Raw genomic sequence first — 18,140 nt, 5'->3', positions numbered from 1 at the left:
GGTGGGGGCGGCGGGCTGGGCCTGGGGCTGCGGCTGTTGGGGTTCCGGGGTGGGCGGGGCCGGCTGCGCGTAGGCGACGGGCGCGGGGGGCTGCTCCGCCGACATCGCGGGCGGGGTCGCAACGGGTGCCGGGGTGGCGCCGGGCGCCCCTGGACCTCGTACGGCTGCGCGGGCGGCGGCGGCGCCACCGCCGGGCGGGACGGGGGCGGCTGCGGGTCCCCCGTAGGCAGGGGTGTGGGCCTCGGGTCCGGGGACGTAGGCCATGGCGGGGGCGCCGCCACCGCCCGCGAAGTTGACGCCGCGCTCCAGGCGGTCGAGGCGGGCCATGACCGACTGCTCGTCGCCGTAGGCGGCGGGGAGCATGACGCGGGCGCAGATCAGCTCGAGTTGGAGGCGGGGGGAAGTCGCGCCGCGCATCTCGGTCAGGCCGGTGTTGACGAGGTCGGCGGCGCGGCTGAGTTCGGCGGCGCCGAAGGTGCCGGCCTGGGCCTGCATACGTTCGAGTACGTCGGTGGGGGCGTCGATGAGGCCCTTTTCGAGGGCGTCGGGGACGGCCGCGAGGATCACCAGGTCGCGGAGGCGCTCCAGGAGGTCGGCGACGAAGCGGCGCGGGTCGTTGCCGCCGTCGATGATGCGGTCGACGACCTCGAAGGCGGCGGCGCCGTCACCGGTGGCGAAGGCCTCGACGACGGAGTCGAGGAGCGAGGCGTCGGTGTAGCCGAGGAGGGAGGTGGCCATGGCGTATGTCACACCATCGGTACTCGCCCCCGCGAGCAACTGGTCCATGACGGACATGGAGTCACGCACGGAACCGGCGCCGGCGCGCACGACGAGGGGCAGGACGCCGTCCTCGACCGGGATGTTCTCCTGCCCGCAGACCTGCCCCAGATACTCGCGCAGGGTGCTGGGCGGCACGAGCCGGAATGGGTAGTGGTGGGTGCGCGACCGGATCGTCCCGATGACCTTCTCGGGTTCGGTGGTCGCGAAGATGAACTTGAGGTGCTCCGGCGGCTCTTCGACGACCTTGAGCAGCGCGTTGAAGCCGGCCGACGTGACCATGTGGGCCTCGTCGATGATGTAGATCTTGTAACGGCTGCTCGCGGGCCCGAAGAACGCCTTCTCGCGCAGCTCACGGGCGTCGTCCACACCACCGTGCGACGCGGCGTCGATCTCGATGACGTCGATGGAGCCGGGGCCGTTGCGCGCGAGGTCGCGGCAGGACAGGCACTCGCCGCAGGGGGTCGGGGTGGGGCCCTTCTCGCAGTTCAGACAGCGGGCCAGGATGCGCGCGCTCGTGGTCTTGCCGCAGCCCCGCGGCCCGCTGAACAGGTACGCGTGATTGACCCGGTTGTTCCGCAGCGCCTGCTGCAACGGGTCGGTGACATGTTCCTGCCCGATGACCTCGGCGAACGACTCCGGGCGGTAACGGCGGTAGAGCGCGAGAGACGACACGCGTACGAGGTTATAGGCGCCCACTGACAACGGGGGCCGCCGACAAGATCCACGGAGGCGCTCCCCGTCCACGGGGGCGCTTCCCACCCCGGGAACGCAAGCGCCCCCCACGCACCCGCCAGAGCCAACCTACCCTTGCTGCCTTCCGGCCCTGGGGGAGTTCAGTCAGATAGCGCCGCGTGAGGGGCTCCGCACAGGCTACAGGATCTGAGCGGGGGGAACGAGTTCGCGAGCACTCCTCAACGTCTTGTATTGTTTGCCGCGGAGGATTCGCCTAGTGGCCTAGGGCGCACGCTTGGAAAGCGTGTTGGGGGCAACCCCTCACGAGTTCGAATCTCGTATCCTCCGCCAGTGCCTCACCGGGCACGATGTCGAAGGGCCCCGCTGTTCGCAGCGGGGCCCTTCGTCGTTCGCCGTGGAGTTCTTCATGGACGTACGACAGGAGGCATGGCGTTCAGGACCGTTGAAGACACGCGGTGTTCCTCGCAGACAGCCCACCAGCTGTCGCCGCCCTTGCTCCGCACATGAACGCTCCATCTCGCTTCGCGTCCGCAAGGAGCGTTCCAAGCGCAATGCCGCTGATACGACTCCGTGCTGGGGGCATGATTCAACTGGTCCCATTCGATGGGTGGTTCGAGGAGTTCCACGAGACCAGTGAAGCGCGTTCCGGCGGTTCCCACAGGCAGATGCGTGCCGACGTCGGGAGTGCGCGGTGACTGGTTGGCACAGGTGCCGTACCCGCGCCTCCGGCACCCGGCGTCTCGCTCGTCACGCCCCCGGATTCCACCAGGCCGACACCCACCCCGGCGGCTCCTCCACAAAGGCCGTCTCCCCGCCGATCTGCCGCGTGTGGGCGCCCTGGGGATCGTCCGGGTCGTACGCCGGCCAACCGGGGGCGCCATCCGTGAGGAATGCCGTCCACGCGCCGATCAGGGTGTCGCGGGCAGCGCGGTGTTCCGGGGTGTCGATGTTCAGGAGGGCCAGTTGGTCGAAGGCGTAGAAGCGTTCGCAGCCGTGGAAGGCGCCGTAGTGGGGGCCCAGGGGTTCGGCGGCGAAGAGGTAGGTGTGGGCGGGGCCGCCTGCCTTGGTCTGGAGGTTGGCCAGGTGAGTTGCCCGGCGGCGGTATACGGCGTCGGAGAGGAAGCGGGTTCGTAGGTCGGAGAGGTTGTTGGAGTGGTTGTTGGGCTGGGCGTCCCGTGCTTCGTGGCTGCGGTACGCCTCCAGCAGGTCTCGCGGGTGTTGTACTCCCGCCAGTTCCATCTCGGCCAGCAAAGACCTTTCGTCCGAAGGGTGTTGGTAGTGCTCGCTGGCGTACAGGTACTGGAAGGTGCGGAACTCGTCCCGGTTGGCGCCGATGAGGAGGGGGATGTTGGTCGCCGCGCCCGCCGCGATGGACGTCGCCGGGTCCTCGGTGATGACCGTTCCGTCGTGGACCAGGCCCCAGGCTCGGCCGCCGGGGAGGTTGCGGGCGCCGAAGTCCTGGTCGATCACCGCGTGTTGGGCCTCGATGATGCGGGGCAGGGGGGCGGCTTGTAGCTCGCTCATCGTCTTGGCGGCGACCTGCTTCATGAGGTCTTCCGTGATGGCGGTGGAGATGTCCGGTGGGTAGAGGCGGCCGATGCTGCCGCTGTGGAGGATCGCCTTGTGGAAGGTGCCTCGGGCGGCGGGGTGGGCCAGCAGGGCGCCGATGGAGAAGGCGCCCGCCGAGTGGCCGGCGACGGTGATGTTGGCCGGGTCGCCGCCGAACGCGGCGATGTTGTCGTGGATCCAGTGCAGCGCGGCGGTCTGGTCCTGGAGGCCCAGGTTGGCGCTGGCCGTCCATTCCGCCGCGTCCGGGCCTGCCGGGTGGAGCCAACCCAGCGCGCCCACGCGGTAGTTGGGGGCCACCACCACCGCGCCGGTCAGGCGGGAGAGGGCCGCGCCGTCCGTCGTCGGCGGGGAGGCCGTGCCGAGTTCGAAGCCGCCGCCGTAGATCCACACCAACACCGGGCGCCTGCCTTCGAGTTCGGGCGTCCATACGTTCAAGTAGAGGCAGTCCTCGGAGGTTTCCCAGCCGCCGGGGCCGTCCGCGCCTCGCTGTGCGGGGCCTGCGCGGTACTCGGTCGCCTCGCGTACGCCCTCCCAGGGGGTGGGGAGTTGGGGTGGGCGCAGGCGGAGCGGGCCGATGGGCGGGGCGGCGAACGGGATGCCCGCGAACAGTGCCGCCGGGCCGTCGTCCGTACGGATTCCGCGCAGAATGCCGTGTGTGGTGTGGGCGCTGGGCGCGGCGGGGGGTTTCGTCGTCATCGGGTCAGTCCTTCGGAAAAGAGGCAGGGAAGGGGGCCGGTACGTCCATCTCCAACAGGCAGGCCGCGAGGCTCTTTCCGTGGGCGTCCAGGCGGAGGGAACGGGTGACGCCGCCGTCGAGAGCGCCGTGGAGGACGAACTTGAAGGCGTGGAGGGACGGGATCTCGTAGCGGTCGATCGGGCCCGGAGGGAGGTCGGGGAAGTGTGCGCGTATGCGGTCGGGGGTGAGGTGTGTGCGGAGGTGAGGGTAGTGCGCGGGATGGTAGGCGATGACCGAGATGTCGGCCGTGGAGCCCTTGTCGCCGGAGCGGGCGTGGGCCAGTTCATGGAGTTTCATGGCGTCGCCGCTCCCGCCACCGTCAGCTGAACTGCCGTGCTGGGCATGACCAGTTCGCGGGGCAGCAGGACCGAGGTGATGGCGATGTTCTCGCGGGTCTCGCGGGTGACGCCCGCGCCTCCGTAGGGGCCGTTCAGCCACAGGGACGCGACCTCTCTGCCAACCCGGCGTGCCTGGACGTGGGTTGGGGCGCGGGCTGCCACGCGTAGGCGAACCTCGGGCGGTTCTACGGCAGTTGCGTCGGCCCCTCTGTGTACCGCATCGACGCCGATCAGGTCGTAGCGCGCCTCCGTGACCCTCAACTCGGCTGCCGTCAGGCGTTGTTCTACGATCCGTGCCGCCTCGCGGGCCCGGGACACGGCGCCCGGGCCGGCGTAGGAGATCTCGCCGGTGGCGAGGAAGCCGTCGCGGTAGCCGACCGAGGTCTTGAGCGTGGTGGGGGGTTCGCGGCCGGTGATGCCGGTGACCGCGACCCGGTCCTCCGCGAGGTGGGTGAGGTGGGCGTGGGAGAAGTCGGCGGTGACGTCGGGGGTGAGGTAGGCGGCCGGGTCGTGGACCTCGTAGAGGAGTTGCTCGGTGACCGTGGCCGGGGTCAACTGGCCGCCCGAGCCCGGGACTTTGGTGACCGTGAAGGAGCCGTCCTCCGCTACCTCCGCGAGCGGGAAGCCGAGGCGGGCGAGGTCGGGGACGTCCTTGGTGCCGGGGTCGGCGTAGTAGCCGCCGGTGAGTTGGCCGGCGCATTCCAGGAGGTGGCCCACGGCGGTGCCGCGGGCCAGGAGGGGCCAGTCGGTCGGGGGCCAGCCGAACTCGTGCATCAGCGGGGCGAGGAAGAGCGACGGGTCCGCGACCCGGCCGGTGACGACCACGTCGGCGCCCTGGGCGAGGGCCTCGATGATGGGGGGCGCGCCGAGGTAGGCGTTCGCCGATACGACCGTTTCTCCGAGGTCGTTCGCCGTCGCTGACCCGTGCGGGCCGTCCAGGAGCGGGAGTTGGGCGCCCCTGACCAGGTGGAGTACGTCGTCGCCGGTGACCGTCGCGACGCGCAGGCCGTCGAGGCCCAGGCGGTGGGCCACCTCGGTGACGACCCGGGCGGCGGCGGTCGGGTTGGCCGCACCCATGTTGGTGATGATGCGGGTGCCCTGGCGGGCGCAGGGTTCGAGTACGGCTTCCATGCGCTCCTCCAGCCACTCGTTGTAGCCGGCGTCCGGGTCACGGAGGCGGTCCAACTGGGCCAGGGCGACGGTGCGTTCGGCCAGGCACTCGAAGACGAGGTAGTCGAGGCGGCCGTGTTCCGCGAGTTCCACGGCGGGGTCGATACGGTCGTCGGCGAAGCCCGCGCCGCAGCCGATGCGGATCCGTCGCCGGGGCTGTACCCGTGGTGCCGTCCCCGTGCGTGTGCCTGTCCGTGTCCGGCTCATGGGACCACTGTGGGTCCGTGGGGTGGGCCGGGGCAAAGATCGATTGCGTATTGATTCATGTGGTGTGCGCATGAATGTGTGGTGATCTGGTACTTCTACGGCATGGACGTCACCCTGCGGCAGATGGAACTGTTCCTCAGCGTCGCCGAAGCCGGGTCCTTCACCGGGGCCGCCGAGGAGGTGCTCCTCAGCCAGCCGGTGCTGAGCCGGACCGTCCAGCAGATCGAACACGCGGTCGGTGCGAAGCTCTTCGAGCGGACCACGCGGTCGCTGGCGCTCACCTCGGAGGGCACCGAGTTCCTCGGTATCGCCCGGGACATCCTCCGGACGTATCACCAGGGCATGGCACGGTTCGCGGCGATCCGGGCCGGGGAGCGGGCCACGGTGACGGTGGCCGCGCTGCCCTCGGTGGCCGCGGGGATGCTGCCCGGTGTCTTCCGGGCCGTGCTGGCCGAGCATCCCGGGATGCAGCTGCGGATCCTGGACGGGACCACGCGGGAGGTGATCGAGTACGTGCGTTCGGGGGCTGCGGAGTTGGCGATCGCGGAAGGCGGGAACGCGGATCCGCAGGTGCGCGGGCAACTCCTGTGCGAGGAACCGGTGTTGGCCGTGCTCCCGACCGGTCATCCGCTCGCCGAGCGGGCGGCGGTGACCTGGAACGACCTGGCCCAGCAGCCCTTCGTCGCCTTCACACCGTCCAGCAGTGTGCGGCGGCTCGCCGATCTGTCCTTCGAGCAGGCGGGGGTCCGGCCGACGAACGTCATCGAGACCCGGGAGGTGGGGACGGCGGCGGGGATGATCTCGGCGGGGCTCGGTGTCAGTGCCGTACCTCGGCTGGTGCTGCCGCTGATGGCATTCGGGCGGCTGGTGACACGGCCGCTGAACGACCCCGGTACGGTACGGAAGTTGGCGGTCTACACGCCGCGTACGCCCGTGCTGCCGGCGGCGTCCGCGTACTTCATGCACCGGCTTCTGCATACCGCGGGTGCTGAGCACGATGAGCGCCGAGACGAGGGGGAGAGACGTGCCTGAGGAACCCGGGGATGTCGTCGTCTACTGGCGGCCGATGTGCACGTACTGCATGAAGCTGCTCACCCAGCTCCTCTTCACCCGGCTCCGGTTCACCAAGGTCAACATCTGGCGGGACCCCGACGCGGCGGCGTTCGTCCGGTCCGTCGCGGACGGGAACGAGACCGTGCCGACGGTGACCGTGGCGGGGCGGGCGATGGTGAATCCGTCGAAGCGGGAGCTGTTGGACGCGGTGGCGGCTTACGCGCCTCACCTGTTGTCGAAGGGGAAGAGCGGCTGACCGTCCGGTTCCCGCATCGGCGCCTCGGACGCCTACTGCGCTTGTCCGCGCCGGAGTTGGATATCAGACATGCGCTTCACGTCGGCGAACCGGTCGTCCTGGCGAGTTCCGGCTGCCAGGTCGCTCAGGGCGTACGCCGTGTACGTGAACCCGTCCGTCGTGTGGAACTGGGCTCCCCAGTTGCCGTGGGTCACGGCGCTGACCCGCGACCAGGGCAGGCGTTGGGTGCCCCAGGGGTTCACCATGACGATCACGTCCGTCGTGAGTTCCAGGCGTACGCGCAGCAGCACCCACCAGGCGAAGAGCGCGAGACCCAGCGCGAAGGCGGTCGCTATGCCGGCGGAGTCCACGTTCTCCCTGTCCGGGTGAGAAAGCGCACCCCACCAGGCGGACAGCGCCCCGCACGCCGGGCCGACAGCCAGCAGATACCCCCCGAGCCGCCCGGACCGGCTGACCCGCCAGACACCGATGACACCGTCTCGTACACCGTCCACGGTACGAATGATGCCCGACCGGGGGCAGGGGCGTCGCTCTGTTCTCATCGCCTTGTTCGTTCTGCGGCTGGGCTACTTGGGTGGGGCGAGCGGGTCCCGGTCCGGGGGCTGCGGGGTGTTCCACCAGGCCGGTGGGGGTGGGATCGGGGTCCAGGTGGGGCCTCGGTGGGTCTGCCACCAGGTTTCTATCGTGTGGAACTTCTTCTCGAAGTGGCGGTCCCAGGAGAGGAATCCCGTGGTGGGCGCCCGGAGTTCGGTGCTGCGACCGTTCGCCTCGTGGAGGACGATCGTCCTGACGCCCATGGTCGACTGACGCTGGACGGCCTGGATGTCGGACCAGGGGATGGTTCGGCGGCGCACGTTGTGGACCACGGCCGCGGACGGGGTGAGGGTGATGCCGAAGCGGGCGGGGAGGAGGTTGCCCAGCACCAGCACGGCGACCCAGAACGCCACCACGCCCGGCACTCCGCCCGGCGGGGGGAACTCGGTCCCGGCTGTGGTGAAGAGGACGGTTGTCAGAACTGCCAGAGGCAGGAGGGGAGTTGTCCGTTGCCACACCGCCATGTGGATGCGCACCTCGGCCGGCTGCGGTCTCCCGCTCGGCGAACTGTCCATCACTGCCACCCCGTTGTCCTGTCGGCCCGTTGTGCTGTCGGCCCGTTGTGCTGCTGATCTGTTGAGCCGCTGTCCCGCCCGTTCCGCCCATTCCGCGCGGTCGTTCATTGTCGCTGTCGCCGCTGTGCTTGTCGTCAAAGAATTTTCCCGGGACGTGACAACCTCACTGGCCCGTGGCCCCGTTCCTCAGGCATGAAGTACTTCTCACCGTGCGCCGCGCCGGTGCCGGGTGGAGGTGGCCTGTGATCCGGACGTCCCCCGGACAGGGCGTCTCCGCTGATCCCGGTGGCGTCGTCGACGTCGGGCTCGACTTCGACGACTTCGCGCGCAGCCGGCAGGCGCATCTGCGGCGTACGGCTCATCTGCTGTGCGGGGACTGGCACTTGGCGGAGGACCTGACGCAGACGGCGCTGGCGAAGCTGTACGCGGTGTGGCGCCGGGTACGGCAGCTGGAGTCGCCGGACGGGTACGCGCGGCGGGTGCTGTACCGGACGTTCATCGACGAGACCCGGCGTCGGCGCTGGCGGGAGCGGCTGGGCGCGCACGAGGAGGATGTCATGGCTCCCGTCTCGGATCCGGATCTCCGGCTGACCCTGCTCGACGCGCTACGGCAACTGCCGCCCCGTGGAAGGGCGGTGCTGGTGCTGCGGTTCTGGGAGGACCAGAGCGTGGAGGCCACGGCGGCGGCGCTCGGGTGCAGCGTCGGCACGGTGAAGAGCCAGACCTCCCGGGGTCTCGGCACCCTGCGGCGCATCCTCGCCGACTCGGGCAAGGATCTCGGCAAGGACTTCGGACCGGGGAACACGGGGACCGGAACGGGCTATCTGCAGGCGGAGTGGTGAGCATGGACGGAAAGGCCGGTGACAACTACAACTTCACGGACCAGACGGGCCGTTCGGGACAGCCGGAGCGGTCGGAACAGTCGGGACAGCCGGAGCGGTCGGAACAGATGGACCGGACGGGCCCGATCGGCCAGCACGTGTACGAGTCCGCGCTCGCGGACGCCCTGGGCGGGCTGGGCTCCGGGGCCGAACCGCCCATGCCCGACCTGGTGCCGGGCGCCGTCGCGCGCGGTGTGCGGATCCGTCGGCGCCGGCGGGTCGGGGCGACGGTAAGTGCCGTCGTCATGGCGGGAGTTGTGGCCCTCGGCGGGCACGCGCTGCTCTCGCCCCGGCCGGAACCCGCGCCGACGCTCCCCGCCGTCCAGCCCTCGGCCTGGTCCCCGTCACTGGAGCTGGTGCGGTCGATCCTCTCCGCAGGGAAGGGCACCGGCACGACCGTCTCGGCCGAGCAGCCGCGCCAACCCCTGCGGCCCGGACGGTACTTCAGGATGACCACCGCCGACGGCGGCGTGAACGACCTCTATGTGAGCGTCGGCCGGACCGCCACGGACCCGTTGTACGCCCATCCGTCCCGGGCCTGCCTGGACAGCAACGGCCGGGTGCTCGCCTCCCCGTGGAACGGCCTGATCACCCGGTGCTCCCGGACCGAGCACGGTTCCGGCAGCCTGTTGTTCTACTACGTGGCCGACAGAACCCTGGCCGTCGGCGTCACCTATCTGACCGCGGGCGGCTGGACGGTGCAGGTGATCGCCGGTTCGCTCGACGAGGCCGCGGCCGGCCGGAGCGGCGGCGGCACCCCGCGGACCGGGCCACTCACCCAACTCGCCACCGATCCCCGGATCTTCGACGCCGTGAAGGCCGAGAAGACCGCGAAGGGGAACGGCGGCTGAGCCGGGACAGCACCGGCTGAGTTCAACACCCCAGTACCCACACCTTGATCAACCCTGAAGGAGTGCATGGCATGAGCATGCCTAAATTCGGCACGCCCAGAATACGGATGTCCGCCCTGGCCCTCGGCCTGGTCCCCCTCCTCGCCGCCTGCGGTGGCGGCTCCGACAGCAAGTCGGCGGCCGACAGCGGGAGTTCGGATTCGAGCGCGGCCACGACGACCGTCAACGGTGCGACCCAGCTCACCGTCCCCGACGGCGTGGACGACGCGACGAAGAAGCAGTACATCCAGGAGAACGCCATCGCGGTCTGCATGAAGAAGCAGGGCTTCACCTACACCCCGCACGTGGAGTCCTCGACCACGGCCGACACGTTCGCGGCGGTCGACGGGGAGGACTACGCGCGGGCGAAGCAGTTCCGGCAGAAGTACGGCTTCGGGTACTACGCAGGTGCCGTCTACCCGAACGACGCCAACGTCCCGTTCAGCAAGGCCGCGATGGCCAAGCGGACCGCGCCCCAGGACCAGGACGAGGACGGTCTGACCGACGCGCAGAAGAAGGCGTACGACGTCGCGCTGTCCGGTCCCCCGGCCAAGACCAAGGCGGACGAGAAGCTCGCCGGATGCTCCGAGGTGGGGCGGGTCGCGGCGAACGGACCGGCGCTCAGCGCGTCGGCCGAGAAGAACGCGGAGAAGGCCCGCGACGACCAGAACCACGCCAACGGCCTCGCGCTCAACGGTGACGCCCAACTCGTCCAGCTCGCCCAGCAGTTCGCGACCTGCCTGACCGGCCAGGGCATCTCGGTCAGCACCACCCAGCCGACCGGCATGGTCTCCATGGTCCGCCTCGACATCTCCCGCCAACTGCCGGAGAACTTCATGTCGTTGAGCAAGGACGCCGCGCTGCCCCTCCTCAACAAGGACATCGGCATCGCCATGAAGGACCTGGAGTGCGGCAAGAAGTTCCGCGCCGCCTACTTCCCCAAGGAGAAGGCCAAGCCCTACTACGGGGAGAACGGATGAGCCACCCGGAGGAAGCAGGCACGACCCGCGTCAGCAGCCGACTCGGCAGCGGGCGCAGGCGACTTGGGGCCGTCGTCTCGGCGGTCGTGCTGGTCGGGGCGGGCGGATGGTTCGCCGGTACGCAGGTGCAGTCGCCCGCGGACGCCGCCGCCTCGCACCAGGCGCCGAAGGCCGGACCGGTGACCGTCTCGGTCGTACGGCAGTCGCTCACCGCGAGCGTGGTGGCGACCGGGTCGGTCGAGTTCGCGTCACCGCGGCCCCTGTCGCTGGCCGGGCCGGTCGGCAGCGGGGCGGCCGCCGGAGCGGACGGCGAGGGTGCCGAACAGCGGGTCACCAAGGCGCCGGTGGCCGGGACGAAGATCAAGGAGGGCGACGTCCTGATGACGGTCAACGGCCGTCCGGTGTTCGCGCTCGGCGGTTCCGTACCCATGTACCGCGCCCTGGGGCCCGGCACTTCGGGCGACGATGTGACACAGCTTCAGAAAGCCCTGAAACGGCTCGGGTTCGACCCCGGCGGCACCGGCGGGACGTACGGACAGGGCACCGCCACCGCCGTCTCCGACTGGTACAAGAGCGAGGGGTACGACGCCCAGGAGCCGAGCCCCGCCGATCAGCAGCAGCTCGGCTCGCTCGAACAGGCCGTCTCCGCCGCGCAGGAGACGCTCCTCACCACCAACAGCGTTACCGGTACGGCTAGTTCGAGTGAGACCGGGTCGTCCAGCAGCCCCAACCCCCAGTCCAGCACGGACAAGCAGGTCCACGAGATCCAGGTCAAGTCCGCCCAGAAGGCACTGGACCTGGCGAACGGCGCGCTCAGCAGCTTCAAGGCCACCTACGGCACGAAGGTCCCGGCCGGCGAGGTCGTCTTCCTGCCCAAGCTGCCCGCGCGGCTGGACAAGGTGACCGTGAAGACCGGCGACACCCCGTCCGCGCAGATCGGTACGGTCACCAGCTCCGACGTGGTGGTGCAGGCGGCCGTCCCCGGCACCGACGCCCAGCTCCTGCGCCACGGCATGACCGCCCAACTCACCACGGCGGACGGCAAGTCGGCGCAGGGCACGGTGGACGTCGTGGCGGACGGTTCCGACTCCTCGTCGGATGCGGACACCTCCGCTACGGCCCCCTCCACCACCGACGACGCGAACTCCGCCGCCGACTCCACCGCCGCCGTCCAGGTGCGGATCACCGTCCCGGACCCCGGTCCGCTCGCCGGTGAGGCCGAGGCCGCCGTGAAGGTGACCATCAAGGTCGGCGCCTCGGACGGCAAGGTGCTCACGGTGCCGATGGCCGCGATCCACACCTCGTCCGACGGACGGGCCCGGGTCAAGGTCCAGCGCGGCGACGTCGTGAGCGACGTCCAGGTCACCGTCGGGCTCTCCGCCGCCGGGATCGTCGAAGTCAAGCCGGACGGGGGCGCGTTGAAGGCGGGCGAGAAGGTGGTGGTGGGCGAGTGATCGACACCTCGGCCGGTCCCGCGGTCGGCACCGCGCTCGACGCCGTCATCCAACTCATCGGTGTGGAACGGACGTTCCCCTCCGACCCGCCCGTGCACGCCCTGCGCGACGTCCACCTGACCGTACGGCGCGGCGAACACCTGGCCATCGTCGGGCCGTCGGGTTCGGGGAAGTCGACGCTGCTCAACACCCTCGGGCTGCTGGACCGGCCCACGGCGGGGTCGTATCTGCTGGACGGGGTGGAGACCACCGGGCTCGGCGACTTGGAGCGAACCTCCCTGCGGGGAAGCCGGATCGGGTTCGTGTTCCAGTCCTTCCACCTGCTGCCGTACCGGACGGTCGACGAGAACGTGATGCTGGCCGAGGCGTACCGCAGGCCGCGGCCCGAACGCGGGCGGGGCGGGCGGCTCGCGCGGGCCCATCAGGCGCTGGAGCAGGTGGGGTTGGGGCACCGGGTGGGTTTCCGCCCCGACCGGCTGTCCGGCGGTGAGCGTCAACGGGTCGCCATCGCACGGGCGTTGCTCAGCGATCCGGCGCTGCTGCTCTGCGACGAGCCGACCGGCAACCTGGACACCGAGAACACCCTCTCCGTGCTGGAACTCTTCGACGACCTGTGCGCCCAGGGCATGACCCTGGTCGTCATCACCCACGACGAGGCGGTCAGCCGCCGGGCGGGGCGATGCGTCCGCATCACCGACGGGCGCCTGGCCGAGGAGGTCAAGTGAGCGTCGTAGAAAGGGAGATGGAGGCGGCCGCGCGGGTGGAGCGGCCCTGGATGGATCCCCGGGATCTGTGGACGGAGGCGCTCGCCGGGGTGCTCGCGCGGCCGGTGCGGTCCGCGCTGACCACGCTCGGCACGGTCCTCGGGATCACCACGCTCGTCATCACCATCGGGGTCGCGTCCACCGCGGGCAACCAGATCGTCGGCCGCTTCGACGCGCTCACCGCGACCTCGGTGACCGTGACCGTGCCGGAGCCGCTGCCCGGTGCGGAGGACGCCGGGCCGTTGGTGCCCTGGTCGGGCACCGACGCCGTGGCCCGGCTGGCGGGGGTGGAGTCGGTGGCGGCGCTCGCCGACTCGGACGCGACCGACAGCGTGCTGGTGCGGGCCAACGACGTGACCGCGCCCGGCGATCTGTCCGGCCAGACCCTCGCCGTGGTCGCCGCCTCGGCGGGGCTGCCCGCGGCCGTGCACGGGCGGATGACCGCGGGACGGTTCTACGACGCCGGGGACATCGCCCGGCGCGACCACGTCGTCGTACTCGGCGACCAGGCGGCCCAACTCCTCGGTATCAAAAGGGTGGAGGACGCGCCGGCGGTCTTCTTCCGCGGGCAGTCGTACACCGTCATCGGCATCCTCGGCGGGATCCGGCGCGAGGCGCGGCTGTCCACCGCCGTGATGGTGCCGCCCACCACCGCGGCCGACCGGATCGGGCTGCGGAACATCACCCGCGTGCTGGTCGACACCGCGCTGGGGGCGGCGAAGCAGGTCGCGCGGCAGGCGCCGATCGCGCTCGCGCCCGGGCACCAGGACTCGCTCGCCGTCGTGGCACCGCCCGACCTCTCCAAGGCCCGGGCCGGCGTCCAGAACGACGCCAACAGCCTCTTCCTCGTCCTCGGCCTCGTCTCCCTCGTGGTCGGCGCGATCGGCATCGCCAACGTGACCCTGGTGACGGTGATGGAACGGGTCGGCGAGATCGGGCTACGGCGGTCCCTGGGCGCGTCACGGCGGCAGGTGGCCGGACAGTTCCTACTGGAGTCGACAACCATCGGGCTGCTGGGGGGAGTTGTGGGCGCGGCCCTGGGCATCGCGGTCGTGGTCTGCGTCGCCGTGTTCAAGGAGTGGACGCCGGTGCTCGACCTCCGGCTCGCGCTGGGTGCGCCGCTCGCCGGTGCCCTCGTCGGACTCCTCGCGGGGCTGTATCCGTCGCTGCGGGCCGCCCGCATGGAGCCGGTGGACGCGCTGCGTGCGCCGTCGTAGAAACCACGGCCGTAGAAATCACGTTCGGTTGAGGTGAGTTGTCGCCCAGAGTCCTCAACCCACCTTCACGGACAGCTCGGTTGAGCCCTTCAGCGGGAGGGTCACGGAGCGGAAGCCGTTGGCCGGGTCGCGGATGTAGTCGAGGTAGTCGGGTTCGGCGTTGTCGTTCATCACGAAGGCGCCGGTGCGGAGTTGGGGCGCGATGAGCTCCATCACCTGGCGGGCCAGCGTCGGGCCGCCGTCGCTGATCGGCCAGCCGTCGATGAGCGCGAAGTCGACGGGGCCGCCGAGATCGCGCAGCGTCTCCCGGGCGTCGCCGACGCGCAGGTCGACGTACTTGTCCAACTCGGCCTCGGCCAGGTTGCGTTGGGCGGTGGCCGCCTTCTCCGGCACGATCTCGGAGCCGATCACCGTCCCGCCGCCGTTGTCGCGCACGGCGGCGGCGAAGTAGATCGTGGACACGCCGACGGACGTGGCGAACTCGACGACCCTGGTCGCGGCGATCGCCCGGCAGAGCAGATAGATGAGATCGCCCTGATCGGCGTGGATCGAGAAGCCGATGTCGGCGTACGCGTGCGGATCGCGGGTGTCCGCGCCGCCGCGCGGGCCGCCGTTGGCGGGGCGCCGGCGTTCGGCCTGGAGCCGGTCCAGGACGGCTGTGACCGTGGGGTCCTGCAAGGGGCTGGGGGAATTCTGCGCGGGCATCGTCACTCCAGTTGTTGTATCGCCGATACGTTCCAGCCCTATCACGATATATCGATTGCTGTCGACGGCTCCCGTTGCGAGCGACCCGGGACCGGGGTGAGGTGGGCGAGGAAAGAGGGGCAACACAGGCAATTCAGGCACCGCAGAAGGAGTCCGTCGTGGTCGACCGGCGCAGGTTCATCGTGGGGTCCGGTGCCGTCGGCACCCTGGCCGTGCTCGGCGCGACGGCCGCGTGCACGGCGAAGGAGGCCGAGGGCGAGGCCGTGAGCGAGACGTCGTCGGCCGCCGGTCACATCCGGGGCGCCACCGCGATCACCAAGGTCTACGGCGACGGCCAGAAGCTCATCGCCGTGGCGGTCGAGTACGACACCGACATCACCGGTTCGGCCCTGTCGACGTCCACGTTCAAGGTGGCCGGCCGAACCGTCACCAAGGTCTACGCGAACCGTGAGCCCGACCTCGCCGCGCAGGGCAGGAACGGCCGCTACGTCATCGTCGAGATGTCGCCGGACGACAAGGCGGCGGCCCTGTGGGTGACCCAGCAGGGTTCCGGAAACGCGTCCAGCTCCTCACCCAGCACATCCCCGAAGGCGTCTTCGTCTCCTACGGCGTCCTCGTCGTCCGGCTCCGGTCAGGCCCCCGGTGGCGGCGGCCCGAAGGTCGGCGACAGCACCCCCGGCGGAACCATCGTCGCCGCGAAAGCCACGCTCACCCAGACCGGCACCGTCACCACCACCGGCGGCACGCGCTACCCCGCGAGTACTACGGGGCTGACGACCGACGCGGTGAAGAACCTGATCGTGGACGACTTCCGGCAGTTCACGTTCACCGACCCGGCGACCCAAAAGACCCTCAAGTACAACCTGTTCATCCCCAAGGGCTACGACCGCGACCACCACAAGAGCTACCCGCTGGTCCTGTTCATGCATGACGCGAGTGTCGTGAACGTGGCCACGGAAGGCCCCCTCGTCCAGGGCCTCGGCGCCGTGTGCTGGGCCAGCCCCGAGGACCAGGCCCGCCACGAGGCCTTCGTACTGGCCCCCGAGTACGACTCCGTCGTGATCGACGACACCTACAAACCGTCGCCGCTCTTCGACGCCACCGCCCATCTCGTCCAGGAACTCACCAAGAAGTACAACCTCGACGAGAAACGGCTCTACGCCACCGGTCAGTCGATGGGCGCGATGATGACGCTGGGCCTGAACATCAAGTACCCGGACCTGTTCGGGGCGTCGTTCGTCGTCGCCGGGCAGTGGCCGTCGGACCAGGCGAAGCCGTTGGCGAAAAAGAAACTCTGGATCGTCGTCTCGCAGGACGACGACAAGTCCTACTCCGGCGAGAACGCCATCACCAAGGTCGTCAAGGAGCAGGGGACGGCCGTAGGCACCGCGGTCTGGAACGGCCGGTCGACCGCGGCCCAGTTCGCCGCCGACGTGCGGAGCCTGAAGGCCCAGAAAGCGCCGGTCAACTACGCCTCCTTCAAGACCGGCACGGTCGTACCGGCCGGGTCGACGACCAGCGCGCACATGGCCACCTGGCAGGTCGCCTACACGATTCCCGGCATCCGGGAGTGGGTCATGGACCAGTCCCTCTGAGTTCGCTCTGAATTCGGCTCGTTCTCGCCGTAGAATTTCCGCCAGCGATAAAGCGGGTGGCGGCGAGAAGGGGAATAAAGGTCAACAATTCAGACTCAATGCGCCGCGTTATCTAAGATTGCACGACGCGAATAACCAACACCACCAGGAAACTTCTGCGTAACCTGTGAAAAGGGGTCTCCTTTCTCCTTTCGCTTCACAGATTGAGGCAGGACAGTGGCGCTCGGCAGCCCTGACAAACCTCGATCGAAGGAGCTCACCTTCATGGACAGGCGTAGGTTCATGGCCGGTACCGCGACCGCGACGGCCGGGGCCCTGACGGTGTTCGGCAGTGCGACTCCCAGCTCGGCGAGCGGGACGAGCGAGGTCGGCGGGACGGGTTCGGCGGATTCCGGCGGGGACCATGTGAAGGGCCTCACCGCCATCACCCAGGTCTTCGGCGCCGGGCAGAAGCTCGTCGCGGTGGCCGTCGAGTACGACCGGGACATCGACGGCCGGACGCTGTCGACCTCGACGTTCACCGTCACCGACCGCACGGTCACGAAGGTCTACACGAACCGCTCCGCCGACCTCACGGAGCGGTCGCGGAACGGCCGTTACGTCATCGTCGAGCTGTCGCCGGACGACACGGCGGCGGCCCTGTGGGTGACGGGACAGGGGTCCGGCACCCCGCCCACCGGCGGCGGGACCGGCGGGACCGGTGACTCCGGCGGCGGGGTCGGCGCGGGCGGCCCGCAGGTCGGCGACACCACCCCCGGCGGCACGATCGTCGCCGCGAAGGCCACGCTCACCCAGGCCGGCACGGTCACCACCACGCGCGGCAGGCAGTACGCCGCGAGTACCACGGCGCTGACGACGGACGCGGTGAAGAACCTGATCGTCGACGACTTCCAGCAGTTCACCTTCGCCGACCCCGCGACCGGCCAGACCCTGAAGTACAACCTCTTCGTCCCCAAGCACTACAACCCGCGCAAGAGCTACCCGTTGGTGCTGTTCATGCACGACGCGAGCGTGGTCAACGTCGCGACCGAGGGGCCGCTCGTGCAGGGCCTCGGCGCGGTGTGCTGGGCGAGCCCGGAGGACCAGGCCCGGCACGAGGCCTTCGTCCTCGCTCCCGAGTACGGCGCGGTCGTGATCGACGACAACTACGAACCGTCGACCCTCTTCGACGCCACCGCGAACCTCGTCGAGTCCGTCACGCAGCAGTACAGCATCGACCCCGACCGCCGTTACACGACCGGTCAGTCGATGGGCGCGATGATGTCCCTCGGCCTGAACATCAGGTACCCCGACCTCTTCGCGGCGGCGTTCATCGTGGCCGGGCAGTGGCCGGAGGCGCAGGCGGTACCGCTCGCCAAGAAGAACCTCTGGATCCTCGTCTCGGCCGACGACACCAAGGCGTACCCGGGTGAGCAGGCGATCACCGAGGTCATCCAGGAACAGGGCACGAAGGTCAGCACCGCGCTGTGGGACGGCCAGTCCACCGCCGCCGAGTTCGCGGCGGACGTCCGCACCATGAAGGCCCAGCGGACCCCGGTGAACTTCGCCGCGTTCAAGACCGGCACGACCGTACCGACCGGCTCGACCACCAGCGCGCACATGGGCACCTGGCAGATCGCGTACACGATCCCCGGCATCCGGGACTGGATCATGCGCCAGTCGCTGTAGCGGACGGACGCGCGGGGGCGGGTCCTCGCCGCGGCACTCGGCGGCATAGAGTGCTGCGGCAGATCCGACAGAACC

Annotated in this window: 17 protein-coding genes, 1 tRNA gene and 1 other RNA gene; 11 read left to right on the top strand and 8 right to left on the bottom strand. The window is 70.0% G+C overall.

Annotated features, from left to right (window positions below):
• Together OO69_RS38660 and ffs are read right to left on the bottom strand one after the other, a co-directional pair.
• A partial coding sequence (locus OO69_RS38660; RefSeq protein WP_033285615.1) for a DNA polymerase III subunit gamma and tau occupies positions 1 to 1,452 on the bottom strand: 1,452 nt, incomplete at its 3' end.
• A gap of 93 nt (positions 1,453 to 1,545) precedes the next feature.
• Positions 1,546 to 1,644, bottom strand: an RNA gene (gene ffs / locus OO69_RS49835) — signal recognition particle sRNA small type.
• 71 nt (positions 1,645 to 1,715) lie between these two features.
• Between ffs and OO69_RS38655 the strand changes: the two genes are divergently transcribed.
• Positions 1,716 to 1,803: transfer RNA gene (locus OO69_RS38655), tRNA-Ser, on the top strand.
• A gap of 417 nt (positions 1,804 to 2,220) precedes the next feature.
• Here OO69_RS38655 and OO69_RS38650 read toward each other — a convergent pair.
• The 3 genes from OO69_RS38650 to OO69_RS38640 are packed head-to-tail and all read right to left on the bottom strand — an operon-like array spanning position 2,221 to position 5,493.
• Positions 2,221 to 3,738, bottom strand: a complete 1,518-nt coding sequence (locus tag OO69_RS38650; protein ID WP_033285590.1) for a carboxylesterase/lipase family protein — start codon at positions 3,736 to 3,738, stop codon at positions 2,221 to 2,223.
• A gap of 4 nt (positions 3,739 to 3,742) precedes the next feature.
• Positions 3,743 to 4,075 carry a hypothetical protein gene (locus OO69_RS38645; protein WP_033285589.1) on the bottom strand — a complete coding sequence of 111 codons (333 nt, stop codon included), beginning with the start codon at positions 4,073 to 4,075 and terminating at the stop codon, positions 3,743 to 3,745.
• A complete protein-coding gene (locus tag OO69_RS38640; protein ID WP_051801526.1) occupies positions 4,072 to 5,493 on the bottom strand; it encodes an acyclic terpene utilization AtuA family protein in 1,422 nt (473 codons plus the stop codon). Before OO69_RS38640 ends, OO69_RS38645 begins: the two co-directional genes overlap by 4 nt.
• Before the next feature lie 81 nt (positions 5,494 to 5,574).
• Between OO69_RS38640 and OO69_RS38635 the strand changes: the two genes are divergently transcribed.
• Together OO69_RS38635 and OO69_RS38630 are read left to right on the top strand one after the other, a co-directional pair.
• On the top strand, positions 5,575 to 6,525 hold the full coding sequence (locus OO69_RS38635) for a LysR family transcriptional regulator (protein ID WP_051801524.1): 951 nt from the start codon (positions 5,575 to 5,577) through the stop codon (positions 6,523 to 6,525).
• Positions 6,518 to 6,802, top strand: coding sequence for a glutaredoxin domain-containing protein (locus OO69_RS38630; RefSeq protein ID WP_033285588.1), 285 nt, complete (start codon positions 6,518 to 6,520; stop codon positions 6,800 to 6,802). Before OO69_RS38635 ends, OO69_RS38630 begins: the two co-directional genes overlap by 8 nt.
• Positions 6,803 to 6,834: 32 nt before the next feature.
• On the opposite strand, the gene OO69_RS38625 is transcribed toward OO69_RS38630, so the two are convergent.
• A complete protein-coding gene (locus OO69_RS38625) occupies positions 6,835 to 7,296 on the bottom strand; it encodes a PH domain-containing protein (protein ID WP_234444644.1) in 462 nt (153 codons plus the stop codon).
• Between the two features lie 72 nt (positions 7,297 to 7,368).
• Positions 7,369 to 7,911, bottom strand: coding sequence for a hypothetical protein (locus tag OO69_RS38620; RefSeq protein ID WP_234444643.1), 543 nt, complete (start codon positions 7,909 to 7,911; stop codon positions 7,369 to 7,371).
• Between the two features lie 242 nt (positions 7,912 to 8,153).
• Between OO69_RS38620 and OO69_RS38615 the strand changes: the two genes are divergently transcribed.
• From OO69_RS38615 to OO69_RS38590, 6 genes are all read left to right on the top strand, one after another.
• Positions 8,154 to 8,753, top strand: coding sequence for a SigE family RNA polymerase sigma factor (locus tag OO69_RS38615; protein ID WP_033285587.1), 600 nt, complete (start codon positions 8,154 to 8,156; stop codon positions 8,751 to 8,753).
• Positions 8,754 to 8,755: 2 nt separating this feature from the next.
• Positions 8,756 to 9,643 (top strand): hypothetical protein, encoded by an 888-nt coding sequence (locus OO69_RS38610; protein ID WP_234444642.1) that lies wholly within the window; start codon positions 8,756 to 8,758, stop codon positions 9,641 to 9,643.
• 71 nt (positions 9,644 to 9,714) lie between these two features.
• Positions 9,715 to 10,662 (top strand): hypothetical protein, encoded by a 948-nt coding sequence (locus OO69_RS38605; RefSeq protein WP_033285585.1) that lies wholly within the window; start codon positions 9,715 to 9,717, stop codon positions 10,660 to 10,662.
• A complete protein-coding gene (locus OO69_RS38600) occupies positions 10,659 to 12,116 on the top strand; it encodes a peptidoglycan-binding protein (protein ID WP_234444641.1) in 1,458 nt (485 codons plus the stop codon). The genes OO69_RS38605 and OO69_RS38600 overlap by 4 nt, the downstream gene beginning before the upstream one ends.
• Positions 12,113 to 12,841, top strand: coding sequence for an ABC transporter ATP-binding protein (locus OO69_RS38595; protein WP_234444640.1), 729 nt, complete (start codon positions 12,113 to 12,115; stop codon positions 12,839 to 12,841). Before OO69_RS38600 ends, OO69_RS38595 begins: the two co-directional genes overlap by 4 nt.
• On the top strand, positions 12,838 to 14,097 hold the full coding sequence (locus OO69_RS38590) for an ABC transporter permease (RefSeq protein ID WP_199811109.1): 1,260 nt from the start codon (positions 12,838 to 12,840) through the stop codon (positions 14,095 to 14,097). Before OO69_RS38595 ends, OO69_RS38590 begins: the two co-directional genes overlap by 4 nt.
• Positions 14,098 to 14,151: 54 nt before the next feature.
• On the opposite strand, the gene OO69_RS38585 is transcribed toward OO69_RS38590, so the two are convergent.
• Positions 14,152 to 14,802, bottom strand: coding sequence for an O-methyltransferase (locus OO69_RS38585; RefSeq protein ID WP_033285584.1), 651 nt, complete (start codon positions 14,800 to 14,802; stop codon positions 14,152 to 14,154).
• Positions 14,803 to 14,960: 158 nt separating this feature from the next.
• On the opposite strand from OO69_RS38585, the gene OO69_RS38580 reads away from it, so the two are divergent.
• Together OO69_RS38580 and OO69_RS38575 are read left to right on the top strand one after the other, a co-directional pair.
• Positions 14,961 to 16,397: an alpha/beta hydrolase-fold protein gene (locus OO69_RS38580; RefSeq protein ID WP_033285583.1), complete on the top strand. Its 1,437-nt coding sequence runs from the start codon at positions 14,961 to 14,963 to the stop codon at positions 16,395 to 16,397.
• A gap of 264 nt (positions 16,398 to 16,661) precedes the next feature.
• A complete protein-coding gene (locus OO69_RS38575; protein ID WP_063744487.1) occupies positions 16,662 to 18,065 on the top strand; it encodes an alpha/beta hydrolase-fold protein in 1,404 nt (467 codons plus the stop codon).
• The last annotated feature ends 75 nt before the right edge of the window (positions 18,066 to 18,140 follow it).

The sequence above is a fragment of the Streptomyces sp. NRRL F-525 genome (assembly GCF_000716605.1).
Taxonomy (GTDB): Bacteria; Actinomycetota; Actinomycetes; order Streptomycetales; family Streptomycetaceae; genus Streptomyces.
Note: the sequence above shows the minus strand (reverse complement) of the source record. Positions and strands in the feature narration are given on the sequence as shown.

Coding starts and splice junctions, on each gene's coding strand:
- OO69_RS38610 (WP_234444642.1), top strand. CDS start 8,756: ATGGACGGAAAGGCCGGTGACAACTACAACTTCACGGACCAGACGGGC.
- OO69_RS38605 (WP_033285585.1), top strand. CDS start 9,715: ATGAGCATGCCTAAATTCGGCACGCCCAGAATACGGATGTCCGCCCTG.
- OO69_RS38620 (WP_234444643.1), bottom strand. CDS start 7,911: ATGGACAGTTCGCCGAGCGGGAGACCGCAGCCGGCCGAGGTGCGCATC.
- OO69_RS38585 (WP_033285584.1), bottom strand. CDS start 14,802: ATGCCCGCGCAGAATTCCCCCAGCCCCTTGCAGGACCCCACGGTCACA.
- OO69_RS38575 (WP_063744487.1), top strand. CDS start 16,662: ATGGACAGGCGTAGGTTCATGGCCGGTACCGCGACCGCGACGGCCGGG.
- OO69_RS38650 (WP_033285590.1), bottom strand. CDS start 3,738: ATGACGACGAAACCCCCCGCCGCGCCCAGCGCCCACACCACACACGGC.
- OO69_RS38600 (WP_234444641.1), top strand. CDS start 10,659: ATGAGCCACCCGGAGGAAGCAGGCACGACCCGCGTCAGCAGCCGACTC.
- OO69_RS38645 (WP_033285589.1), bottom strand. CDS start 4,075: ATGAAACTCCATGAACTGGCCCACGCCCGCTCCGGCGACAAGGGCTCC.
- OO69_RS38640 (WP_051801526.1), bottom strand. CDS start 5,493: ATGAGCCGGACACGGACAGGCACACGCACGGGGACGGCACCACGGGTA.